This is a genomic window from Mycobacterium branderi (assembly GCF_010728725.1).
GTDB classification, from domain to species: domain Bacteria; phylum Actinomycetota; class Actinomycetes; order Mycobacteriales; family Mycobacteriaceae; genus Mycobacterium; species Mycobacterium branderi.
Genome location: NZ_AP022607.1, coordinates 35,503 through 58,150, shown reverse-complemented (window position 1 = coordinate 58,150; position 22,648 = coordinate 35,503). Strand labels below are relative to the sequence as shown.

The window sequence follows — 22,648 nt, the reverse complement described above, 5'->3', positions numbered from 1 at the left end:
GGCTCAGATGCTTTCGGCCCGGACAGGCGGGACATCGGGGAACAGTTCGAAGAAGGTGCCCTGGGTGATGCGCAGCCGTGTCTGGTCGCTGACGCCGTCGAAAAGCGTCTTGAGCGTGTCCTGGGTGTGGCCGAACGTGCCTTCCATGTGCGGATAGTCGCTGCCGAACATGACGTTGCGGTAGCCCATGTGGTCGAAGGCCTGCACGGCGGTCTCGTCATGCTGGAACGACGCGTACACCTGGTTGAAGAGGATCTCCTTGGGGCTGCGGCTGAGCTTCGGCCGCACCGCCATGCGGTGTTGGCGATACCCCTCGAGCAGTCGGTCACCGAGGAACGGAACCCACGTCGCGCCGCCCTCGGAGATCAGCACTTTCAGATCCGGATGGCGGTCCAGCGCGCCGGAGGCGACCATCTTCATCGCTGCCCGCTGACCGGAGAACGTCGTCTCGGCGTAGTTCATGATCGCGCCGCCCGGCCCGCGGTAGACCAGACCCATACCGCCCGACGCGCCGCCTACGGTCATGTCGACCGGGTCGGTGCCGATGTGGAAGGCCAGCACCATTCCGGCCTCTTCGGCGGCTGCCCACAACGGTTCCCAGTCATCGCGGTGCCAGTCCGGTGCGCTGGGATGAGGTGTGGTCGGCAAGAAGACCGCTTTGAATCCCTTGTCTGCGGCCCAGCGCAGCTCTTCGACCGCGTCGTCGACGACCAGGGTCGAGATCTGGGCGGTGACCACATAACGGGGCGACACCGCAACGATCTCCTCCAGCGCCCATTCATTACTGGCCCGCATGCACGCCTTGAGTAACTCCGGTGTGCGGAATGTGGAGGCCCACATGCCCAGCGACGGGAAGATCACTTCGCCCCAGACGCCTTCCTTGTCGAGGTCGGCCAGCCGGGCCCTTGCGTCGCGACTCCCTTGTGGCCCCATACTCGCCTCGGCGAAGGCCTGCATCGCCGAGGACGGCAGTTTGCGACGGAAGATCTGGCCATCGACGTAGACGGTTTCGTACTCGCCGTCGGGATCCTTCTCCGCTCGCGGGCACAACTCGGCCAACCGCTGAGGCAACCTGGACTGCCACAGATCGTCGGGCTCCAGGAAGTGTGAGTCGCCGGAGTTCGTCCACATTTTCGCCATCGCTCCTCCAACCGACGTTTCGCAAGCAGGTGGTCGGTCCAACGCCCGGTGCGAAAAACCGATTTTCACGAAGGTTATGGCTGCCGTGCCTGGTATGTCAACTGCCCAGCGCACGGAATCCGTGCTGGTCTACCTTAGATCGATGCGATAGCATGCGATTCACGTCACAAATACGCCAGGCTGCGGTTGAGTTCGAAAAACCGATTTTCAGGGAGTGCGCATCTGATGTCTGCCTCGATCAACGGTCAGGACGGTTCTAGTTCGGTGGCGCCGCTGGCCGGCATCCGCATCGTCGACCTGTCCACCACGCCGGCCGGCGCGATCTGCACCCAGTTTCTGGCCGATGCGGGGGCGGATGTCCTGATGCTTGAAGCGCCCGGAGGTGCTCCGGTGCGCTCGCTTCGCGGGTGGCCTGCGCTCGGGCGCGGCAAGCGCAGCCGGGTACTCGACCTGAAGAGCGCGGCCGGCGCCGCTGAATTCAACGATGTGCTTGCAGCCGCCGACGTCCTGGTGACCACATTCAGCCCGGCCGGGCTCGCCGAACTCGGTATCGACTCCGAGGCGCTGGCGGCTCGTCACCCGCAGCTGGTCATCGCTCACATCACCGGATGGGGTCGCAGCGGCCCGTGGCGGGATCTGAAGGGCTATGAGGGGCTCGTCCTCGCCAAGACCGGGCTTTTCCACGCGGTGCGCCGGATGGCCAATCCGCCCCGGCCTACCTATGTCACCGCGCCGTACGCCAGCTTCGCCGCGGGCCACATCGCCGTACACGGCATCCTGGCCGCGCTGCATGAGCGCGACCGCAGCGGGCTCGGCCAAATCGTCGACGCCGACCTCGTGCGTGGCGTGTATGCGATCGATGCGTGGAATTGGTTCGGGGAACTGGTCGGCATCCGGTGGCCGGAGGCCTACAACACCGTGGAGGCCTGGACGCCGGAAGGCACTCCGCAGAGCCCGATGCTGCTTGCGCTGCTGGCCGCGCCCACGAAGGACGGGCACTGGCTGCAGTTCGCCCAGGTGTCGCCGCACCTGTTCGCCGCGATGCTCACGGAGTTCGGGTTGATGGAGCTGCTATCGGATCCGAAGTGGAAAGGCTTTCCCGCACTTGCGGATCCGGCGCTCTACACCGAGTTATGGTCGATCATGCTGTCGAAGGTCGGTGAGCGCACGCTGGCCGAATGGCAGCAGTGTTTCGACGCCAACCCCAACCTGTGTGCCGAGTTGTTCCGGTCCGGCCCCGAGGTGTTCGAGCATCCGCAACTGATTCACGACCGGCGTTGCACCGTCGTCGAAGATCCGCACGTCGGGCCGGTACGCCAGCCCACCACGCTCATCCATACCCCGCAGGGTCCACTGTGCCGGCCGTCGCCTGCCCCCCGGCTCGGCGATACCGAAGGCGGGTGGTCGTCGAAGCCCCTACCTGCCAAGCCAAGTAGTGACCCAGGTTCGGCGCCGGCGCTTGCAGGCATCACGATCCTGGAATTCGGCGAGATGTTCGCCGCGCCGTATGCCTCGAGTGTGCTGGCCGACCTCGGCGCCCGGGTCATCAAATTCGAGGCCATGAACGGCGACAACATCCGGAACCTGCTGCCGTTCCCGGAGGCGGCAGGCGCGAAGGTGATGCAGGGCAAGCAAAGCATTCAGGTCGATCTACACACCGATGAGGGACGCGCGGTGGCCCACAAACTCGTCGCATCGGCTGACGTCGTGCTGCAGTCCATGCGGGCCGGCGCCGCCGACCGGCTGGGAATCGGCGCACAGGCGCTGCACGCGATCAACCCCGACCTGATCTATGTGTCGGCGCCCGGCTACGGCGTTGAGGGACCCTACGGGGCTCGGCCGGCGTATGCACCCAGCATCGCGGCCGCCGGCGGGGTGGCGCTGACCAACACGCCGGACGCCGCGTGCGTGACGTCATGCCTGGACGAGGTCATGCATCACGCTCCGCGGGTGGTGTCCGCGGGAACAGCGCCGGAGTTGCAAAGTGATGGCTTGGCAGCTCTGGCCGTCGCGTCGGCGATCCTCACCGCGATCGTGGGTCGCAACCGCGGCCGGCCGGTCAACGACGTGCGCACCTCGATGCTGGCCACGGTCACCCACGTGCTCACCGATTGGGTGGTCGATTATCCGGATGCTCCTGGGCCTTTGGTTCCGAAACACGACAGCACTGGGCTCTCGGCGCTCTACCGGATCTATGACGCCAGCCAGGGCCATCTCTTCCTGGCGGCGCCACAACCGAAGGAGTGGCAGCGGCTGATCGAGGCGCTCAGTGAGTTCACCGATCTTCGTGGTGACGACCGGTTCTCGACGCCGCAGGGCCGGCGCGCGTCCGATGACGACCTCGCCCGCCGTTTGCAGTCGGTCTTTTGCAAAGAACCGGCCGCGTTCTGGGAAGGCCACCTCGGTGCGGCCGGCGTCGGCTGCGTGGAGCTCTACGAGGGGCCGCCGGCACGCCTTATTCAGACCGATCCGGGGCTGGCGGCCGAATACACCGCCGAAGCGGTCAGTCCCGTCTTCGATGAGCACCTGCGCTTCTCTGCGTTGGTGGCGATGAGCAGGTCGGCGACCATGACACCCGGCGGATGCCTTGCCGGTCAGCACACCGCCGAGGTGCTGGCCGAGTTCGGTTACGATGACGCGACGATCGCCAAATGGCAGGATGCCGGTGTAATCCATTGTGGCTGAAACAAAAACCATCAACCGTTCGTCGGAGCGGCGGCGCATCATCGACGCGGCATACCGGTGCCTGGACCGCAACTCGGGTTCTTCGGCGTCCATCACCGAGATCCTCGACGAGGCGGGGCTGGGCACCAGGGCCTTCTACCGCAACTTCAGCACCAAAAACGATCTGTTGCTGGAAATGTTCCGGCGCGACCGTGAAGCGGTGCTCGCGCAACTGCGCGAAATCGTCGCGGCCGCAGACACTCCCATCGACGCGCTACGGCTGTGGATGACGCACATGTTCGGCATCGTGTCCGACCCGCGCAGACGTAAGCGGATGGCCACCTTCTACTCCGAGGAAATGCAGCGAACACCCGGCTACTCGCGCGAGCTCGAGATCTTCGAGACCGCGCAAGAGGCCGCGATCGCCACCATCCTGCACCGCGGACGAGCCGACGGCACCTTCACCGCCTGTACACCCGAGGCGGACGCGAGGTCGATACGAGCCGCGTTCGAGGCCGCATTCATCGACCACTTCCAGCACAAGTCGACAACCGATGCAACCGAGGACATCGAGCAGCTTTTAGGGTTCGTACTACGGGGCGTGGGCGCACCACCCGCCGCTAAATAGACATACAGTTGTATGTATCGGTCGCGCCGTGTCACACTACTGACCTGGCCACAGAGTTTTCAAGGACGCTGATGACCGTGGAACACCATTGCGAAGCTTCACTTCTGTCAGACGACATTTCGCGGGATCGATCGCCATGGTGAATTGGTGGCGCAGCGATACGGCGAGCCGAACCGGTGGGCGGGGGCGGATGTGAGCGGGCGCAGGCACGCCTTGCGAACTCGGGTAAGTGAAATGCTCGGAATCGATTACCCCATCTTGCAAGCCCCGATGGGCTACATCGCCCGGGCGCAACTGGCCGCCGCGGTATCCCAAGCCGGTGGTATGGGAATCATCGAGACGTCGTCGGGCGACCTGCCGGCAATTCGCGAGGAGATTGTCAAGCTGAAAGACGCGACCGACAAGCCGTTCGGTCTCAACATCGCGCTGTTGCACCATGCGAACTCCGAACTGATGGAATTGGTCGCCGAGCACCGCATCCGCTTCGTCACCACGTCCGCGGGGGATCCGACCGTCTTAACGCAAGATCTGCACTCGATGGGGGTTACCGTCTTTCACGTCGTGCCCAGCCTGAAGGGGGCGCTCAAAGCGGCCGCCGCCGGGGTCGACGGCCTGGTGGTGGAAGGCAACGAGGGTGGCGGCTTCAAGACCTGGGAGGGCGCAGCCACGATGGTCTTGCTGCCGCTTGTCGCCAGTAAGGTAGCGCTTCCGATTGTTGCCGCCGGCGGCATCACAGACGGCCGCTCGATGGCGGCGGCGTTTGCCCTTGGCGCAGAGGGGGTCCAGATGGGCACCCGGATGCTGTCGTCGGCCGAGTCGCCGGTGCACCAGAATTACAAGCAGCTCGTGGTCAACGCGGCCGAGACCGATACGCTGCTGCTCAACCGGGAGTCCAGGCCCTCGTTTCGAGTCCTGCGGACACCCGTGGCCGAACAGCTCGCACAGCGCGCCCGCGTGACATTGGCCGACGCGGGTGACCTTCTGGACCTCTATTTTGGCGGGCGACTCGAGCACGGTCTGGCTTTCGGCGGACAAGTCGCCGGACGCATTGACACCGTGAAGCCCGTGGCGCAGATCATCGCGGAGATGATACGCGAATTCGCCGCTGTGCTAACGGATCTCACCGACCGCTTCGTCGCCGGCTCCCAGGGCCCTGCTGCTGAACCGGCACCGTAACGCGGCGAGCGGACAGTCGCTCTCGCGCAGGCCCTACAGCCGACTTTGGGGCCTGCCGGCCTGTCAGCGACTCGCGGCACCGGCCAGAGCGGCGCGGCTCGACCACTCCGCTATGAGCTCGTCGACGGAGGTGACACGGCCGAGCAGCGCGATGGTGTGGGTGAGCACCTGCTCGCAGTAGTCGGCCGGGGTGCCGCCCACGGCGTCGCGCGGCACGACCAGGTCGAAGCCGGCCTGGGTGGTGTGCCCGGCGCTGAACAGTATCGCCAGATTCACCGACACTCCTGTCAGCACGACGGTGCGCACTCCGAGGTTGGCCAGCACCGACAGCAGCTCGGTGTCCTGTGTGGGAAACAGTCCGTGATGGCGGGCCAGCACGATGTCGGTCGAATCGAACAACTCCGGAATCACTTGCGTGGTAGGGCTTCCGGGTGCCCAGTCGGCGGTTGCGGGCCCGAGTGCTCGCCACAAACGCGCAGTCCCGACTTGTGTGCCGCCCAGCGATCCCTCATACGTCGCATGCACGACCTTGATGCCGCATGTGCGCGCGGCATCGAGCAGGCGGCGCAGGTTAGGGACGAGATCGCCGATGTGGGCGGCCAATTCGGGCAGCACCGATCCCGGGCCGAGCACACCGTTTTGGCACTCGATACACACCACGGCGATGGTGGACGGGTCGTCGGGGGTGAGCGGTGATCGCGGCATATCGACTCCTGGTGGCGTGGGCGGATCTCACGCCGTCTTGGACGGCGAGTTGTCAACGCCTGGCTGCGGATAGAACTGCCGCGCCCAGCGGCGCATCCGCCGGAACCCGCGGCCCTCTTCGGTGGCCAGGGCAGGTGGGTCGAGAAATATTTGGTGGTGCCAGATATTGATGTCATCGGGAAGTGCCCGCCTGGCGTCGTCGAGCCTGCGCTGGTATGAGCCGTCCTGCTCGTCGCCGTCGCGGCGGGAAATCCAGTAACTGGCAAAGATTTCGGTCTTACCGTCATCGACCGGGGTGGTGTTGATCGCGATTCCGCGCATGCCATCGGCAGTGTGCTCGATGTTCGCGCTGACGCCCAGGCCTGCCCAGATGATCTCGAGGGTATTGAGGCTATCGGTGCGCAGTTTGCCCGCGCCGTCGCGCGGGTGATTCGCCCAGCCCTTGCCGAAGCCGACGCGCGCTTGCCAGATCGGGCCGTCAACGTGTTCTTCCAGCACCACCGGGCTGATGGGTGTGCGGTGCACGAAGCGGAAGTGGTGGGGGTCGACAGCATTCTCGGCCACCATTTGCGGGTGAACACGCAGATCGCGGTAGTGTGCGCGCGCTTCGGGGCTTAGTGGGTGAAACTGTTGTGCCGCAGCGTGTTGCACAAACGCCAACGCGTCGGGGACGTCCCAGTAGGGAGCGCGTCCGGCCGCGTCGTGCCACACATAGATGGCCTCGTTGCGTTCGCTGACCGGCCACGTGCCAAGCCGGCGGGCGCGGTTGGGCCGCTCTTGGTACGGGATCGAGACGTTGCGGCCATCGGGTCCCCACACCCAGCCATGGAAGGGGCACTGGATTCCGGCGTCGACCACCGTTCCGCCGTGCGCCAGGCTGGCACCCAGGTGCCGGCAATGACGGTCGTGCACCCGCACCGCGCCGTCGCGGCTGCGGTAGGCGACCAGGTCGCGGCCGAAGTAATGCAGTGCAAGCACTTGTCCGGGAGCAAGATCGGCCGACCAGGCCACCTGGAACCATCCCGTGAGGTCGAGGCTAAGGCCATGCAGGTTCAACGGATCACCCCTTCTCGTTGCCGAAAGATGTTGTTGCGCGGCGGGCTAGCTCATGGTGTCGATCCGCAGCGAGCGCCGCAGCACGGTCAGCATCAGCGCCGCGGTCTCGTCGGCGGTGTTTTCGGGGTGCGCCGACGCCGAAAGCTCGGTCAACCGACCCAGTACGGTCAAGAACACCGCTGCAGCCACGGTCATATCCATGCCGGCGGGCAGCTGCACACGCCCAAGCAGTGCGACCACGGCGCGGTGGAACGCGCCGACTCCGTGGGTCACCGCGTCCACCGGCAGCTGTTGGGCCAGGGTGCCGTCGTACCAGGCGCGGGTGACTCCGGAAAAGCGGCGGTTGTGGATCACGAACACCGTCAGCCAGCGCTGCAGGGCGTCGATGTCCGGGCCCTGTTCGGCTAACTGGCGAAGCTCACCGGAAAGATAGCGGGCCGCCAGGATCGCGCCGTCGGTGAGTTCGGCGAGGATCTTCACCTTGCTGCCGAAGTGGCGATACAGGGTGGCCCTGCTGATTGCGGCCGCCGAGGCGATGTCCTCCATCGCCACTGCGTAATAGCCGCGCTCGGCGAACAGTGCCGATGCCGCGGTCAAGATGTCCTGCCGGATCGGCGATAGGGCCAAGGCGTCCGGCCGGGAAAATGCCGGGGGCTCAGTGTCATCCGGCAGCTCCGGTACATGGGCAGTCGCCGGCTCGTCAGCGACGGTCGCGATCACATCGTCGGGCGTGTCCGGGAAAAGGAGAAGCTGCATCGCGATGGCGAGGGATGCCGATGTGCGCGCGCTGGACCTCAGCCCGAACATCGCACGGAATCGGTAGAGGTTGACCATGTGGGCGATCCGCAACAGTGCACCGGCGGCATCGGCCGGATCGATGCCGACCACCCCGGCGTCGCGCAGTTTGCCGGTGATCATGTCGGCGTATCTGCCCGATACCGCACCCGCATTGATCTCGGGGATGCCTTCGATCGTGCCGACGCCGGGCAATTCCAGTAGCACGACGGCGTGCCTGTCGTAGAGCGCCGCCCACTCCGCCAGCCACTGGTGCAAGTGACGCATGCCGTCGGCATCGGGGCCCAGGCGGCCCAGGCTTCGACCGTGCTCGAGAACCGCTGGTTCGGCGTGGCGGAACAGTTCGACCAGAATCTGTTCCTTGCCCGGGAAGTACTGGTAGATGGTGGCGCGGGACCCGCCCACCGCCTTGGCGATCGCATCAAGGGAAGTGCCGTGGTAGCCCTGCGCGACGAACAGCTCGCCGGCGCTGGCCACAATTCGCTGCCTGGTGTGCAGGCCGCGGCGCCCCACCGCGGAATTCGCCGGCGCGTAGCCCGGACGGCGCAGCGTGGCCGGTGATGTCATCATTCGACCGCGCCCGGGCCGGCCAAGTTGCGCTTGGCTTTGCCCGCATAGCCGAAGAACTTCTCGAAATTGGCGTCGTTGATCGGCTGGGCGGTGTTGCGCTCGGCGGCCGCGCGCAGGGCGGCCAGCCGTGCCTCGGCCTGTTGCAGCGCCTCCACGTCACCGGCGGCTTCCAGCCGGCTGATGTCTTGTGCCACCTGAGCGATCTCGATCCGCAGCCGTTCTCCTGCCTCGCCGAAGGTCAGCAGATCGTGGTCGTCCTCGTCGACCTTGCCCCGGGTCAAGTCGGCATCGTGATCGTTGACGGACATGATTCCTCTAAACGTCTAGACAATTGTGGCCGGCACCACTAGTATGTGAGACACATTGTCAGAAATCAAGACCAAGTGTCAGGTTCGGAGGCGTGTCATGCCGCTGCAGGATCACCATCAGATCGTCTCGGTCGATGATCATCTCGTCGAGCATCCGCGGGTGTGGCAGGACCGCTTGCCGGCGAAGTTCCGCGAAAACGGGCCGCGCATCATCGAGATGGACGGCAAGCACGTGTGGAGCTACGACGGCCAGATCATCCCGACCATCGGGCTTAACGCCGTGGCCGGCAAGCCGCGGGAGGAGTGGGGGTTGGACCCGGTCCGCTACGAGGACATGATCCCCGGCTGCTACGACCCGGTGGCCCGCATCGCCGACATGGACATCGACGGGGTGCAGGCCGCGCTGTGCTTTCCGTCGTTTCCAGGCTTTGCCGGCAGCACGTTCATCAACGCCCAGGACAAGGAATTGGCGCTGCTGTGCGTGAAGGCCTGGAACGACTTTTACATCGACGAGTGGTGCGCCACCGCGCCGGATCGCTATATACCGCTGGCGATCCTGCCGGTCTGGGACATCGAGGAGACGGTGGCCGAAGCCGAGCGGGTCGCCGAAAAAGGCGCCCGCACCGTGTCTTTTCTGGACAGCCCGGTGCCGCTCGGGTTCCCGTCATACCATTCCGACCACTGGGATCCGCTGTGGCGGGTGTGTTCGGACGCGCACATGCCGGTGTCGCTGCACTTCGGCGCCGGCGGCTATGTCCCCGGGTTCTCGTTCTCCGCGATGAAAGCCGAGCCGGGCAAAATCGCAGCACCGGAAGCACCGTTCGTCGTCGCGATCACCCTGTTTGGAACGAATTCGATTTGGACGACGGTCGATCTGCTGTTCTCCGGCAAGCTGCAGCAGTTCCCGGACCTGCAGTTCTCCCTCGCCGAGGGCGGGGTGGGGTGGATCCCCTACATCCTGGAGCGCGCCGACTACGTCTGGGAGCGCCACCGCTACTACCAGCCGATCGACTTCCACGCCCGGCCGTCGGAGCTGTTCCGTCAACATTTCTGGGGCTGCTTCATCGAAGACGACCACGGCCTGGCCAACCGGCACGCGATCGGCGTCGACCGCATCATGCTCGAGATCGACTACCCGCACTCGGACTCCAACTGGCCCAACTCGCGCAAACGGGCGGCGGAAGCCCTCGCCGGTGTCCCCGATGAAGAGTGTTCGCTGATCGTCGAGGAAAACGCCCGCCGGATGCTGAACTTCCCGCGGGTGTCTACCCGCGAACCAGTGCTGACGCAGTGACCCTGCGAGTTGGCGTCGTCGGCGTCGGCTGGGGCGCGCATGTCCAGGTACCCGCATTCCGCGCCGCAGCGGGCTTCGAACCGGTGGCGCTGTGCGCGCGAACGCCGCAGCGGCTGCAGCGCGTGGCCACCAAGCTGGACATCGCCGATACCTCGACCGGCTGGCGCACTTTCGTGGCCCGCGACGACCTCGACGTGATATCGGTGGCCACGCCGACAGCGCGGCATCACGACATGACGCTGGCTGCGCTCGAGGCGGGCAAGGCCGTACTCTGTGAGAAACCACTGGCCACCGACACCGCCGCGGCCCGTGGCATGGTCCTTGCCGCACGCAAATCCGGCCGCCCGACCACCTGCTGCTTTGAAAACCGTTGGAATGCAGACTGGTTGGCGGTGGCCGAGCAAGTCCGTGCCGGATTCCTCGGCAGGCCATACGTCGCACGGGTCACCCGCAGCGCCCCGTATTGGCATCCCAGTCATCCGCCGCAGGCCCGCTGGATGTATGAGCGAGACCAGGGCGGCGGATACCTGGCCGGCATGCTGGTGCACGACCTCGATTTCTTGTGCAGCCTGCTGGGCCGGCCCGAGTCGGTGTGCGCCGAGGTGCGCACCAGTGAACCGGTGCGCGACCTTCCGGACGGGGAGACCCTTCACGTCACCGCCGATGACACCGCGGCACTGCTGATGCGGATGGAATCCGGGGTGACCGCGATGCTCAGCGTGTCGGTGATGGGCGCGCATGCCGACCACTATCGGCTGGAGCTGTTCGGCGCCGACGGAACCATCGTCGGTGACGGGAATTTGCGCTCGGCCACCTATCAGATCGGCGCCGCCGGTGACGAAGGGCTCAGTACCCTTCCGGTGCGCGACCGCGACCCGGCGCACCCCGAACGCCTCCCGGCCGGGCTGGCCGGGCATGCAAGTCGCGCGATGGCGCTGATGCTCGAGGATTGGCTGCCGGCCTTCGACGGCGGCCAATCCAGCGCTCCCACGTTCGACGATGGCTTGCTCAGCATCGCGGTGATCGACGCCGCGCACAGATCCGCCGAAGGCGGCGGTTGGGAGCCCGTGGATGCCAGCGTCTGACTACCGACGACCACAGCTGCGGCTGGTGCCCAGCCCGACCCCCGAATCGAAGGCTTTCTGGACCGGCGGACGCGGCGGCGAACTGCTGATCTCGCACTGTGCAAGCTGTCACCGGTTCTTCCACCCACCGGCACCGGCATGCTGGCGATGCCGCAGCACAGACGTTGGCCCGCAGAAGGTTTCGGGCCGCGCCACGGTGGCCGCCTACACCGTCAACCGCCAACCATGGGTTCCCGGGTTCGACCCGCCGTACGTCGTCGCCACGGTCGAACTCGCCGAGCAACCCGACGTGCGGCTCATCACCAACATCGTCGGTATCCCCGTCGAGCAGGTGCGAGTCGGCCTGCAAGTTGAGGTGTTCTTCGAAGACTGGGCCGCAGATCCCGCCGACGAGGACACCCGGGTGTGGGTACCGTTGTTTCGCCCGGTGCCGGTCTCGTGAATTCCGGGCGGCTGCCAGACCTCGTTCTGGTCCATGGCGGCGAGCACGCCGCTGACTGCTGGGACCTCACCGTGGCCGAATTGAACCGGCAGGCACCGAATTTGCGGGTGTTGGCAGTCGATCTGCCCGGCCGCCGCGGCAAACCGACCGACCCGGCCACCGTGACCATCGCCGGATGGGTGGAATCGGTCGTCGCCGACATCGAGAACGCCGGCCTCGGCGACATCGTCATCGTCGGGCATTCGATGGCGGGGCTGACGGTGCCCGGGGTGGTGGCCCGACTCGGCTCGCGCAGGATCCGGGAGATGATCCTTGCGGCGGCATTCGTTCCGCCGCAGGGCGCGAGGCTGGTGGACACGCTGCGGGGTCCGCTGGCGCCGTTCACGCGGCGGGCAGCCCGACGCAACCGGCCGGTCACGATACCCGCGGTCGCCAACAGCTTCGCATTCTGCAACGGCATGACCGCCGAGCAGCGCCGGTTCGTCCTGTCGCGGATCTGCCCCGAGTATCCCCACGTCGTCCTCGAGCGCGTCGACCGCAGCGGGCTGCCCGACGACGTGCCGCGAACCTGGATCCTGACCGAACATGATCGGGCGCTATCGGTGCGCCAACAGCGTGACTGCATCAACGCCCTTGGCGGCGTTGACACCCTGATCAGAATCAACACCTGTCACGACCTGATGGTCAGTGAACCGCAATGGCTGGCCCGCATCCTGGTGCAACGCTGCCGGCTGCGCGCCGATCACACTGCGGCGGAGCCGCAACTCGTTGCCGAAACAGATAAACAATTACCTAGTAAACTAGGCCAGACACCACAAGGAAGAGGTATCCAATGACCGCTTCACCGGCCGCGGCCAGCACCGTCGCGTTCCACCCCGAGACCCGCCTCTACATCGACGGCCGGTTGCGTGAGTCGTCGACCGGCAACACGGTGGACAACATCAACCCGGCCACCGAGGAAGTCCTGGGCATCACCACCGATGCCGGGGTGCAGGACATGGACGAGGCGATCGCCGCGGCCCGGCGGACCTTCGACACCACCGACTGGTCGACCAATCACGAGTTCCGCCAACACTGTCTGCGTCAGCTACACGAAGCGCTGCAGGAAGAAAAGGAAGAGATCCGCGCCGAACTGGTCGCCGAGGTGGGGGCGCCGCTGAGCTCGACCTACATCGCACAGCTGGATTGGCCGCTGGCCGACGCGGTGCGCTGGCCCGCGGAGTTCATCACCGAATTCCCGTGGGAGCGCACGCTGGCTCAAGACGCCAAGATGGGCGTGCCCAGCAACCGCATCGTCGTCAAGGAACCGATCGGTGTGGTCGGTGCGATCACGCCGTGGAATTTTCCGTTCGAGATCATCAGCAACAAGATGGGCCAGGCCCTGGCGACCGGCAACACGATGGTGCTCAAGCCGGCCATCGAAACCCCGTGGAGCGCGCTGCGCTGGGGACGCATCATCGCCGAGAAAACCGACATCCCCGCCGGGGTGGTCAACATCGTGCCCGCCTCGGACAACAACATTGCGCAGCGGCTGCTGAGCGACCCGCGCGTCGACATGATCTCGTTCACCGGGTCGACCGCGGTCGGGAAATTGATCCAGCAGCTTTCCGCGGACACCATGAAACGAAACCTGCTCGAGCTGGGCGGCAAGTCGGCCTACATCGTGCTCGACGACGCCGACATGAACCTCGCCCTGCCCGGTTGCATGGGAATGCTGATCCACTCCGGGCAGGGCTGCGCGCTGACCACCCGGATGCTGGTGCCGCGGCAGCACTACGAGCAAGCGATCGAGGTGGCGACCGCGACATTCGCCGGGATCCAGTGCGGCGACCCGACCGATCCGGCAACCTTCTGTGGCCCGCTGGTATCAGCCAAGCAGCGCGACCGGGTGATGAGCTACATCGAAAACGGCAAATCCCAGGGCGCGCGCCTGACGATCGGCGGCGGCGCGCCCGAGGACTGCAGCCGCGGCTATTACGTCGCCCCGTCGGTGTTCGCCGACGTGACGCCAGACATGCGGATCTTCCAGGAGGAGATCTTCGGTCCGGTCCTGACAATCACCCCCTACGACGGCGGAGACGACGGCGCGGTGGAGTTGGCGAACAACTCGGTGTACGGGCTGGCCGGTGCGGTGATGGGCTCCCCGCAGCGCGCGATGGCCGTGGCCCGGCGCATCCGCACCGGCTCGATGATGGTCAACGGCGGCATGTGGTACGGGGCCGACGCCCCGTTCGGCGGATACAAGATGAGCGGCATCGGCCGCCAAAACGGCCTCGAAGGCTTCGAGCAGTACCTGCAAACCAAGGTCATCGGCCACCCGGCGGAATGAAGGACGCAATGACTGACATTCTCAACGGCATCCGCGTCGTCGAAGTCGCCTCGTGGACGTTCGTGCCGGCAGCCGGCGCGGTGCTGGCGGACTGGGGCGCCGACGTCATCAAGGTCGAACACCCCGAGACCGGCGACCCGCAGCGCGGCCTGATCAGCTCGGGCCTAGTGCCCGGCGCGGGCGGGGTCAACCATTTCATCGAGGTGCCCAATCGCGGTAAACGCAGCATCGGCCTGGACACCTCCACCCCCGACGGGCTGGAGCTGCTGATGAAGCTCGTCGAGACCGCCGACGTATTCCTCACCAATCTGCTGCCAGGCTCGCGGCAGCGGATGGGCATCGACGTCGAGCATGTGCGGGCCCGCAACCCGAAAATCATCTACGCCCGTGGCCATGGTTACGGCACCAAGGGTGAGATGGCTGACCATGGCGGCTTCGATGCGGCGGCCTACTGGGCGCGCAGCGGAATCGCCAGCGCGTACGCACCGGCCGACGGGGAGTATCCGCCGATGCAGCGGCCGGCGTTCGGCGACGTCTACGGCGGGCTGGCGATCGCGGCCGGGATCGCGGGCGCTCTGGTGAAGCGGGAGCGCACCGGTGAACCCTCGGTCGTCGACGTTTCGCTGCTGGGCGCGGCGATCTGGCAGCTCGGCCCGGACATCGTCGGGGCCGGCGTCACCGGGGCCGACGTCCCCAGGTTCCACTACGAGGACGCCCCCAACCCGGTGACCAACGTGTACAAGACCGCTGACGGGCGCTTCGTCCAGTTCGTGCTGCTGCAGGCCGACCGGTTCTGGGCAGACTTCTGCACTCGCATCAACCGGGCAGACCTCATCGACGACGAACGCTTCGCGAACGCCGCAGTGCGGTTTGCCAATCGCGGCGACTGTATCGCCGAGCTGCGCAAGACATTCGAATCCGAGGATCTCGCACACTGGGAGAGCGCGTTCGCCGGGTTCGGCGGCGTCTTCGACGTGGTGCGCACCGCCCACGAGGTGCACGCCGACCCGCAGGCGCTGGCCAACGGGTACCTGCCCCGCACCGTCGACAACAACGGCAACGAATTCGCTTTGGCCGCAAGCCCCGTGCAGTTCGACGAAACCCCACTGCAGCTGCGCTGCGCGCCCGGGCACGGCGAACACACCGATGCGCTACTGGCCGAACTCGGTTACGGCGAGGACGAGATCATCGACTTCAAAGTGAACTCGGTGGTGCTGTAGTGATGGCGGCATCCGGCCGGCCGCGGCGGCGCCTGCGTGCGCGGCCGGCTGCGGCGCAATGACCGGCGGACCCTTCGACGGCAAGGCCGTCATCACCGGCGCGGGCAAGTCGCAGGTCGGACGCCGGCTGGGCCGCACCGGACTGGAGTTGACGCTGGAGGCGGTGCTGCGCGCGATCGCCGACGCGGGGCTCAGCGTCGATGACATCGACGGCATCGCAAGCTATCCGGGCCCCGGGGTGCCGGACCCCGGATTCTCCGGGGCCAACATCACCGAGGTCCGCAACGCGCTGGGCCTGCGCTGCCGCTGGTACATGTCGGCCATCGAAACCGCCGGCCAGATCGGGCCCGCGATCGAGGCGTGCATGGCGGTCACTCTCGGGCTCGCCAACCACGTCGTGGTGTTCCGCTCGGTGTGGGAATCGACCGCCGCCCAGCAAGCGGGCGGGGGGAGGGCGTCGGTGCTGTTCACCGGCGGCAAGCTGCCGCCGCACCTGGAATGGGTAGCGCCGTTCGGCGCGCTGTCAGCGGCTAACTGGGTGGCCATGCCCGCCCAGCGCTACATGCACGACTTCGGTTTGACCCGTGAACACCTGGGCGCTATCGCGATCAACGCGCGCCGCAACGCCGGTCTCAATCCCGACGCCATTTACCGCGACCCGATGACCATGGACGATTATCTGGGCGCCCGGATGATCTCCGAACCACTGTGCCTCTATGACTGCGACATACCGTGCGACGGCGCCACCGCGGTGGTCATCTCCCGCCGCGACGCCGCCACAGGGCTGCCGCGCCACCCGTTGACCGTGGAATCGGTCGGGCCCGGGATGGTCGAGCGCGCAACGTGGGATCAGCGCAGCGACATCACCACGATGGCAGCCCACGATGCGGCAGCCACACTGTGGCAGCACACAACGCTGACACCCTCCGACGTGGACATGGCACAGCTCTACGACGGGTTCAGCTTCTTGACCGTAATGTGGTTGGAAGCCATGAGATTTTGCGAGCACGGCAAGGTCGGGCAGTTCGTCGAGGGCGGCGAGCGGATCGCACTGGACGGTCCGCTGCCGCTGAACACCAGCGGCGGTCAACTGTCCGGCGGACGGTTGCACGGCATGGGCTTCCTGCACGAAGCCTGCGTGCAGCTGTGGGGTGAAGGCGGCCAGCGGCAAGCCCCCAAGACGCCGGAGGTGGTGGCCATCGGGGTCGGCGGCGGGCCGGTGGCGGGGTCAATGCTGCTGAGCTCGCGATAGGAGCGGCGCGAAACCAGGTTTAAGCGTTGCCTTGGCCCGCCAGCCGCTCCAGCGTGGGGATCGCGTCGTTGAGGGTCACCAAATGCTCGGCGCTGAGCGTTTCCAGCATTGCTGCGAGTTGCGCGTACCTCGTGGCCAGCGCCTGGCAACAGACCGCGTCGCCATGCGCGGTAATCCTGACGAGTACCGCCCGCAGGTCAACCGGGTCGCGGGACTTCGCGACGAGTCCCAGTTTCTCCAGCCGGCCGATGCCCACTGTCGTTGTGGGAGTGCGGACACGCTCGTGAGCCGCCAACTCCGTGACCCGCATCGGTCCGCACTCGCGCAACGTCATCAGAATCGACAGTTGAGCCAGCGTGAGATCACCTGTGGGCGCACCGGGATTGCGATGACCCAGCGCCAGGAGCACCCCGAACAATGTGTGATGCAGCTCCTCGGCGAGCTCACCGACGATGCCTGGCGGCCGCAGGGCCATAGTGTGCTGCTTCCACCGCGAGAGGTGCACCTCAGGCTCCGGAGTATTTCTTTACGAGTTCGTGCTTGAAGAGTTTGCCCGCGTCAGTGCGGGGTAGTTGCGCCTCGAACGAGATGGATTGCGGGCACTTGTAATGCGCCAGGCGCTCCCGTATCCAAGCCTGCAGTTCGTCGGCGAATACATCGGTCGCGTCGGCCGGGTCCACCGTCTGCACAACGGCTTTGACGCTTTGGCCCATCTCATCGTCGGGTATCCCGAACACCGCTGCATCCATGACCTTTGGATGGGTGACCAAGATGTTCTCCGCCTCTTGCGGATAGATGTTCACCCCTCCGGAAATGATCACGTGGTGGCGCCTGTCGGTGAGATAAACATAGCCCTCGGCGTCGAGATAGCCGATGTCGCCGACGGTCGCCCAACCGCAGGCGTTGGTTGCCGCGTTCGTCTTGGCCGCATCGTTGAGGTATTCGAAGCTGTATCCGCCTTCGAAATAAATCTCACCGGCCTGCCCCGCGGGCAACTCATTGCCGTCTTCGCCGACGATGTGCGCTTTTCCCAGCAGCGGCCGGCCCACCGACCCGGGGTGGGTCAGCCATTCATCGGCAGTGATGTACGTGACTCCGGCACCCTCGGAGGAGGAGTAGTACTCGTCAACGATCGGGCCCCACCAGTCGATCATCTGCTTCTTGATCTCCACAGGGCAGGGCGCCGCCGCATGAACCACTCGTACGAGACTGGACACATCGTATGAATCCCGCACGGTGGCAGGCAGTTTCAGCATCCGGGTGAACATTGCCGGAACGAACTGGCCATGTGTGACGCGATAACGCTGGATGACATCCAGACAGCCTTCCGCATCGAACTTTTGCATCACCACAGTCGTTGCGCCGACTGTTTGTGCGCCCATGGACCACATCGACGGTGCTGTGTGGTAAAGCGGGGCCGGAGTCAGGTAAACGGCTGTGCGCTCGATTCCCAATGCCGACAACAGCGGGGCGACGAGGTTGGGGGCCTCAGACGGTGTCAGGCCCGGCAACTCGCGTTTGATACCCTTCGGCCGGCCGGTGGTGCCTGAGGAGTACTGCAGCAGATCACCTTCGTACTCGTTATCGATCGGTGTAACAGGTTGGTCGGCAACACATTCGGGATAGCGCAGCCAACCGTCCATGTCGTCGTCTGCGATGATGAGAACGCGGGGCAATCCATGGGGCAGATGATCAGCGAGACCCTCCAACGTTGCGCGCAGCGCCGCGGATCCGATGAGCGCCACAGCGTTGCTGTTATCCAGAATGTAGGCGGCCTCGGCTGCGGTCAGATGGGTGTTGATCGGCACGTAGTAAAGCCCGCTGCGCCGGGCGGCCCACATGACCGCAAGGATGTGCTCGTTGTTCTCCATGAGTATGGCGATCGCATCACCGTCGCGCAGTCCGGACCTGCGGAAGTAGTGCGCGAGCTGATTCGCCCGTGCCTCAAGCTCACCGAAGGTCACCACCTTTGCGGATGGGTAAAGAATGATCGCCGGCTTGTCGGGCTCCGCAGCCGCGTGGCTTCGTATCTGCACCGGCCCCTCCGTAGCCGTCATGAACAGTTATATAGTTTAATATCTTAGCCCACGGTCATTACCGCTCGACGCCGGCTTGCAGCGCTGGTGTGTCTGGCTGCGGTTAGGCGTGCGCGCGGCGGTTCGCGCATGTACGCATCGTCCTGGGGTCGGCTCCCGGCGGTCACACGTGTAGCCCCACATCTGCCCTTGGTCAGGCTTGCCCGGCAGCTGAGAAGAAGGTCGTGCCTCACCGGTCGCGCGAGCGCTTGGCGCGCTTGCCGCCGAGGAAGGCGTCGAATCTTCTGGCAATTGCACCGTGAGACGCAGAGCCGACGCCGAATGTTTGGTTAACCGAGTCACCGTCACCGTGACCTTTGGTGACCGGTGCCGATCGGCGGCTCCATGCCGGCTTGCCAAACGTGCTGACGACAGGTCAGACTCTAATGAGATAGATAACCAAGTTAGCTTTCTAAGGGTGGTTGTGGGAGCTGAAGACTGGCGTGCGCGACTGCAGAAGCTGCTGACCGATTGGCGGCAGCGCCAGGCCGACGCGACATCCGCGGGCCACAAGCCCGACCGCATCGAAACCGCCCGGGCCTGGCATGGCGAGCTGGTCGACAACAACCTGGCCGCACCGGGCTGGCCCAAGTCGGTTGGGGGACTGGAACTCTCGCTGCAAGACCAGCTCGACTACTACCGGATGACCACCGCGGCAGGAGCGCCGCCGCATCCATGCCCGTTGTCGTTCATCGTGGCGCCGACGCTGATCCGGCATGGCACCGCGGCGCAGAAGGATCGATTCCTGCGTCCGTTGCTGCGGGCCGATGAGTTCTGGTGCCAGGGATTTTCCGAACCCGGCGCGGGCAGCGACCTGGCATCGCTGTCGACCCGCGCGGTGCGGGACGGGGACATGTATCGCGTGACCGGCCAGAAGGTGTGGACGTCGATGGCCGATCGTGCCGACTGGATGTTCGCGCTGGTGCGCACGGGGCCGCCAGGTCGCAGCACGGAGGGGATCACCTATCTGCTGATCCCGATGAACAGCCCCGGTATCGCGGTGCGGCCGCTGCGTGACATCAGCGGCGCGGCGCACTTCGCCGAGGTGTTCCTTGACGACGTGGCGGTGCCCGTCGAGAACCGGGTCGGCGCCGAGGGCGAGGGCTGGTCGATCATGCGCACCTCGCTCGGTCACGAGCGTGCCACCGCCTTCCTGGCCGACGAGTTCAAGTATCGCCGCACTGTTGACAAGGTCATCGGGCTGGCAGTCGCTCAGGGCCTGGCGAGTGATCCGCTGGTGCGCCAGGACATCGCCCGGCTCGAGTCCGGTGTCCGGACGATCGCCGCGAACAGCGCACGAGCCCTGGCCGCGGTGCTACGCGGCGAAGACCCCGGCGGGGTGGCATCGGTCAACCGGCTGGTGAAATCCGAATTCGAACAACACCTGCATGCATTGGCGCTGCGGGCGCTCGGCCCGTACGCGGTCCTGGGCAGTCGCGCAGCAGCAGCGGTCGACACCGGCCGCTGGACCTACGGCTACCTCATGAGCCGCGCCACGACGATCGGCGCGGGCACCGCCGAGATTCAGCGCAACACCATCGCGGAGACGGTGCTGGGACTGCCATCGCACCGCGGTGACGGCGCCAAAAGCGCCGCGGTCGTTCCCGGCGCGCCGCTGGCGATCGCCGATGAAGATGAACGCGCCCTGCGTGAAGTGCTATGCCGCGCACTGGAAACGCGGGTGGACCTGGCGGCAATACTCGATGTCCACCGCCGCATCGATGCCATGGATGCTGATGTGTGGTCGGCGCTCGTCGAGTTCGGCCTGCCCGGTCTGGCCTCCGACGAATCCCTCGGCGGCACCGGCGCGCGCCCCCGCCTGCTCTACGCCGCCCTCGAAGAGGCCGGCAAAGCGCTGGCGCCGGCACCCCTTGTGGCCACGCTCACCGCGCTGGAAGTTGCGGCCCGGGTAGGGGCGGCAGAGATCGCCAAGCGCATCATCGCCGGTATCCCAGCTGCATTCGCCGTGCCCGTCAACGATTGCGGTTGGGTGACATCAGGTTTGGATCTGCCGGAATGGGACGGATCGCAGCTGTGCGGGCTGATCCCGCTCGTTGCCGGCGCACCGGTCGCCGAGGTGATGCTCGTGTTGGCGCGCACGGGCGAGCCCGGAACCGAAGCGATCGTGTCGATCGATCCCGCTGATGACACCGTGGTGATCACCCCACAGCAGTCGCTCGATCTCACCTCCACCATCGGCAGCGTGGCATTCAACGGCGCCGTGGGTGAGCTGGTTGCCACCGGAAGCCAACTGCGCCAAGGACTTCGCGCCGCACACCACCGGGCTGTACTGGCGGTGGCGGCCGACTCCGTCGGCGTCGGGTCGCGCGCGCTGGCCATGGCGGTGCACTGGGCAGGCCAACGTGAGCAATTCGGCCGCCCCATCGGCAGCTTTCAGGCCGTTTCGCATCGTTGCGCGGACATGCTGGTGGCGCTCGAAGGCGCGCGCAGCCAGGTACTGGCCGCGGCCGATGCTTTGGACACAGACCGATCGGGGCAGCTGGTCGATTTGGCCGCCGCAACGGCGTTCGACGCCGCGGTCGCCGTGACCGAGGCCGCGATCCAGGTTCACGGCGGTGTCGGCTTCACCTGGGAGCACCCGGCACATCTGCTGCTGCGACGTGCGCAGGCCAATGCCGTGCTGGTCGGCCGGGCCTCGGCGCTGCGTGACCGGGCGGCAGGAGAACTGATGGGTGAGGTTGAACACCCAATGAAATTGGGGATGGGGCCACAACTCGAGGAATTCCGCGATGAAGTCCGCGCCTTCATCGACAAGTACGCACCCGAGATCCCGCCGCGCGCGGGTGTGCGCAGCGCCGCGAACGAAGCCGAGCTCATGGCGTTGCAGCAATGGACGGCTCGCCTGTACGACGCCGGCTACGCCGGAGCCGATTGGCCTAGGGAATACGGCGGCCGAAACGACTACTCGACCGAGCATGCGATCGTCGTCGGCGAGGAACTGGCCCGCGCCCAGGTCCCCGGCGTACCCAGCGGGTCGGCGCTGGCAGCACACGCGCTAATCCATTACGGCACCGACGAACAGCGGCGCCGTCATCTGCCCGCGATCCGGGCGGGCCGCGAGCTGTGGTGCCAGCTGTTCAGCGAGCCCGAAGCCGGCAGCGACCTGGCGTCGCTGCGCACCCGCGCAGTCGTTGACGGCGACGGCTACACGATCAACGGGCAGAAGGTGTGGACAACCGATGGGCACTGGGCGCAGTACGGCTACCTGCTGGCCCGCACCGATCCCGAGGCTCCCAAGCACAAGGGCATCAGCGCGTTCATCCTCGACATGTCGGCGCCCGGCGTCAGCGTGCGGCCGCTGCGCGAGCTGACCGGTACGTCGGATTTCAACGAGGTGTTCTTCGACGACGTCCAGGTCCCGGCCGACGCCATGATCGGAGCGCCGGGGGAAGGCTGGCGGATCGCCACCGCGACACTGTCTCAGGAACGCGCCAATGTGGGCGCCATTGTGGTCAAACTGCGGCTGGCCGTCGATGCCCTGACCACCTTGGCGCGCAACGTCGAAATCGATGGGCGCCCCGGCATCGAAAGCGACCGGGTCCGTGACCGGATCGGCCAGTTCAGCGCCGAGGTCGAGGCGCTGGCCGCACTGACGTATGCCAACATCACCCGCTGGTCGCGCGGCACCGAACGCCCCCATGACGCGGCGATGGCCAAGCTGATGTTCAGCGAACTGAACCTGGAGATAGCGCGCTTCGCCCTCGAACTTCAAGGTGAGTCGGGCGTGCTTACCGAGGGGGACCCGAACGCGGTCGATGCCGGGCGCTGGCAGGACGAGTGGCTCTACGCCCGGGCCTACACGATTGCCGGCGGCAGCTCGGAAATCATGCGAACGCTGATCGCCGAGCGCGGGCTGGGCCTGCCCCGCGAGGGGCGCTAGGTGGCGGC

At 66.1% G+C, this 22,648-nt stretch carries 18 protein-coding genes and 2 pseudogenes; 13 read left to right on the top strand and 7 right to left on the bottom strand.

Translation table 11 applies throughout. From position 1 onward, the window contains the following. Positions 1–3 precede the first annotated feature (3 nt). Positions 4–1,140, bottom strand: a complete 1,137-nt coding sequence (locus G6N47_RS25190; protein WP_083130767.1) for an amidohydrolase family protein — start codon at positions 1,138–1,140, stop codon at positions 4–6. A 225-nt stretch (positions 1,141–1,365) separates the two neighbouring features. On the opposite strand from G6N47_RS25190, the gene G6N47_RS25185 reads away from it, so the two are divergent. From G6N47_RS25185 to G6N47_RS25175, 3 genes are all read left to right on the top strand, one after another. Continuing rightward, positions 1,366–3,825 carry a CaiB/BaiF CoA transferase family protein gene (locus G6N47_RS25185; RefSeq protein ID WP_083130765.1) on the top strand — a complete coding sequence of 820 codons (2,460 nt, stop codon included), beginning with the start codon at positions 1,366–1,368 and terminating at the stop codon, positions 3,823–3,825. Further along, complete coding sequence (locus G6N47_RS25180; RefSeq protein WP_083130763.1) at positions 3,818–4,432, top strand: TetR/AcrR family transcriptional regulator; 615 nt, start codon at positions 3,818–3,820, stop codon at positions 4,430–4,432. The genes G6N47_RS25185 and G6N47_RS25180 overlap by 8 nt, the downstream gene beginning before the upstream one ends. Positions 4,433–4,645: 213 nt before the next feature. Then, complete coding sequence (locus G6N47_RS25175) at positions 4,646–5,608, top strand: NAD(P)H-dependent flavin oxidoreductase (RefSeq protein ID WP_269476096.1); 963 nt, start codon at positions 4,646–4,648, stop codon at positions 5,606–5,608. A 63-nt stretch (positions 5,609–5,671) separates the two neighbouring features. Here G6N47_RS25175 and G6N47_RS25170 read toward each other — a convergent pair whose 3' ends face one another. The 4 genes from G6N47_RS25170 to G6N47_RS25155 are packed head-to-tail and all read right to left on the bottom strand — an operon-like array spanning position 5,672 to position 9,042. Further along, positions 5,672–6,313, bottom strand: a complete 642-nt coding sequence (locus G6N47_RS25170; RefSeq protein WP_083130760.1) for a cysteine hydrolase — start codon at positions 6,311–6,313, stop codon at positions 5,672–5,674. Positions 6,314–6,340: 27 nt separating this feature from the next. Then, on the bottom strand, positions 6,341–7,369 hold the full coding sequence (locus G6N47_RS25165) for a Rieske 2Fe-2S domain-containing protein (protein WP_083130759.1): 1,029 nt from the start codon (positions 7,367–7,369) through the stop codon (positions 6,341–6,343). A 45-nt stretch (positions 7,370–7,414) separates the two neighbouring features. Next, positions 7,415–8,731: a TetR/AcrR family transcriptional regulator gene (locus G6N47_RS25160; RefSeq protein WP_232080402.1), complete on the bottom strand. Its 1,317-nt coding sequence runs from the start codon at positions 8,729–8,731 to the stop codon at positions 7,415–7,417. After that, positions 8,731–9,042, bottom strand: a complete 312-nt coding sequence (locus G6N47_RS25155) for an acyl-CoA synthetase (RefSeq protein ID WP_083130755.1) — start codon at positions 9,040–9,042, stop codon at positions 8,731–8,733. The genes G6N47_RS25160 and G6N47_RS25155 overlap by 1 nt, the downstream gene beginning before the upstream one ends. A 97-nt stretch (positions 9,043–9,139) precedes the next feature. Here G6N47_RS25155 and G6N47_RS25150 point away from each other — a divergent pair, with 97 nt between their 5' ends. From G6N47_RS25150 to G6N47_RS25120, 7 genes are read left to right on the top strand one after another with little or no spacing between them, the layout of a single operon-like run. After that, positions 9,140–10,336 (top strand): amidohydrolase family protein, encoded by a 1,197-nt coding sequence (locus G6N47_RS25150; protein ID WP_083130753.1) that lies wholly within the window; start codon positions 9,140–9,142, stop codon positions 10,334–10,336. Next, complete coding sequence (locus G6N47_RS25145) at positions 10,333–11,421, top strand: Gfo/Idh/MocA family protein (RefSeq protein WP_083130751.1); 1,089 nt, start codon at positions 10,333–10,335, stop codon at positions 11,419–11,421. The genes G6N47_RS25150 and G6N47_RS25145 overlap by 4 nt, the downstream gene beginning before the upstream one ends. Continuing rightward, complete coding sequence (locus G6N47_RS25140) at positions 11,408–11,863, top strand: Zn-ribbon domain-containing OB-fold protein (RefSeq protein ID WP_083130750.1); 456 nt, start codon at positions 11,408–11,410, stop codon at positions 11,861–11,863. Before G6N47_RS25145 ends, G6N47_RS25140 begins: the two co-directional genes overlap by 14 nt. Then, positions 11,827–12,699: an alpha/beta fold hydrolase gene (locus tag G6N47_RS25135; protein ID WP_232080401.1), complete on the top strand. Its 873-nt coding sequence runs from the start codon at positions 11,827–11,829 to the stop codon at positions 12,697–12,699. The genes G6N47_RS25140 and G6N47_RS25135 overlap by 37 nt, the downstream gene beginning before the upstream one ends. Further along, entirely contained in the window at positions 12,696–14,192 is a 1,497-nt protein-coding gene (locus G6N47_RS25130) for an aldehyde dehydrogenase family protein (protein WP_083130749.1), read from the top strand. Before G6N47_RS25135 ends, G6N47_RS25130 begins: the two co-directional genes overlap by 4 nt. Before the next feature lie 8 nt (positions 14,193–14,200). After that, the gene (locus tag G6N47_RS25125) at positions 14,201–15,412 is read left to right on the top strand and encodes a CaiB/BaiF CoA transferase family protein (protein ID WP_083130896.1); all 1,212 of its coding nucleotides are present in this window, start codon (positions 14,201–14,203) and stop codon (positions 15,410–15,412) included. A gap of 58 nt (positions 15,413–15,470) precedes the next feature. Beyond that, positions 15,471–16,664, top strand: a complete 1,194-nt coding sequence (locus G6N47_RS25120) for a thiolase family protein (protein ID WP_083130748.1) — start codon at positions 15,471–15,473, stop codon at positions 16,662–16,664. 19 nt (positions 16,665–16,683) lie between these two features. Here the strand turns inward: G6N47_RS25120 and G6N47_RS25115 are convergent, their stop codons facing one another. Both G6N47_RS25115 and fadD4 read right to left on the bottom strand, forming a co-directional pair. After that, the gene (locus tag G6N47_RS25115; RefSeq protein ID WP_083130747.1) at positions 16,684–17,139 is read right to left on the bottom strand and encodes a MarR family winged helix-turn-helix transcriptional regulator; all 456 of its coding nucleotides are present in this window, start codon (positions 17,137–17,139) and stop codon (positions 16,684–16,686) included. A gap of 31 nt (positions 17,140–17,170) precedes the next feature. Continuing rightward, a complete protein-coding gene (gene fadD4, locus G6N47_RS25110) occupies positions 17,171–18,700 on the bottom strand; it encodes a fatty-acid--CoA ligase FadD4 (protein ID WP_083130746.1) in 1,530 nt (509 codons plus the stop codon). A gap of 298 nt (positions 18,701–18,998) precedes the next feature. Between fadD4 and G6N47_RS30400 the strand changes: the two are divergent. From G6N47_RS30400 to G6N47_RS25100, 3 genes and pseudogenes are all read left to right on the top strand, one after another. Next, positions 18,999–20,231 (top strand): annotated as a pseudogene (locus G6N47_RS30400) (acyl-CoA dehydrogenase family protein); the annotation flags it as partial. Positions 20,232–20,420: 189 nt separating this feature from the next. Then, a pseudogene (locus tag G6N47_RS30395) lies at positions 20,421–21,401 on the top strand (acyl-CoA dehydrogenase family protein); the annotation flags it as partial. Positions 21,402–21,449: 48 nt separating this feature from the next. Then, a complete protein-coding gene (locus G6N47_RS25100) occupies positions 21,450–22,640 on the top strand; it encodes an acyl-CoA dehydrogenase family protein (protein WP_083130895.1) in 1,191 nt (396 codons plus the stop codon). Positions 22,641–22,648 lie beyond the last annotated feature (8 nt).

What these genes read in the sequence shown, in the direction of transcription:
- G6N47_RS25125 (WP_083130896.1), top strand. Translation starts at nt 14,201, where the DNA reads ATGACTGACATTCTCAACGGCATCCGCGTCGTCGAAGTCGCCTCGTGG.
- G6N47_RS25185 (WP_083130765.1), top strand. Translation starts at nt 1,366, where the DNA reads ATGTCTGCCTCGATCAACGGTCAGGACGGTTCTAGTTCGGTGGCGCCG.
- G6N47_RS25115 (WP_083130747.1), bottom strand. Translation starts at nt 17,139, where the DNA reads ATGGCCCTGCGGCCGCCAGGCATCGTCGGTGAGCTCGCCGAGGAGCTG.
- G6N47_RS25170 (WP_083130760.1), bottom strand. Translation starts at nt 6,313, where the DNA reads ATGCCGCGATCACCGCTCACCCCCGACGACCCGTCCACCATCGCCGTG.
- G6N47_RS25155 (WP_083130755.1), bottom strand. Translation starts at nt 9,042, where the DNA reads ATGTCCGTCAACGATCACGATGCCGACTTGACCCGGGGCAAGGTCGAC.
- G6N47_RS25160 (WP_232080402.1), bottom strand. Translation starts at nt 8,731, where the DNA reads ATGACATCACCGGCCACGCTGCGCCGTCCGGGCTACGCGCCGGCGAAT.
- G6N47_RS25150 (WP_083130753.1), top strand. Translation starts at nt 9,140, where the DNA reads ATGCCGCTGCAGGATCACCATCAGATCGTCTCGGTCGATGATCATCTC.
- G6N47_RS25140 (WP_083130750.1), top strand. Translation starts at nt 11,408, where the DNA reads ATGCCAGCGTCTGACTACCGACGACCACAGCTGCGGCTGGTGCCCAGC.
- G6N47_RS25190 (WP_083130767.1), bottom strand. Translation starts at nt 1,140, where the DNA reads ATGGCGAAAATGTGGACGAACTCCGGCGACTCACACTTCCTGGAGCCC.
- G6N47_RS25100 (WP_083130895.1), top strand. Translation starts at nt 21,450, where the DNA reads ATGAAATTGGGGATGGGGCCACAACTCGAGGAATTCCGCGATGAAGTC.
- G6N47_RS25130 (WP_083130749.1), top strand. Translation starts at nt 12,696, where the DNA reads ATGACCGCTTCACCGGCCGCGGCCAGCACCGTCGCGTTCCACCCCGAG.
- G6N47_RS25120 (WP_083130748.1), top strand. Translation starts at nt 15,471, where the DNA reads ATGACCGGCGGACCCTTCGACGGCAAGGCCGTCATCACCGGCGCGGGC.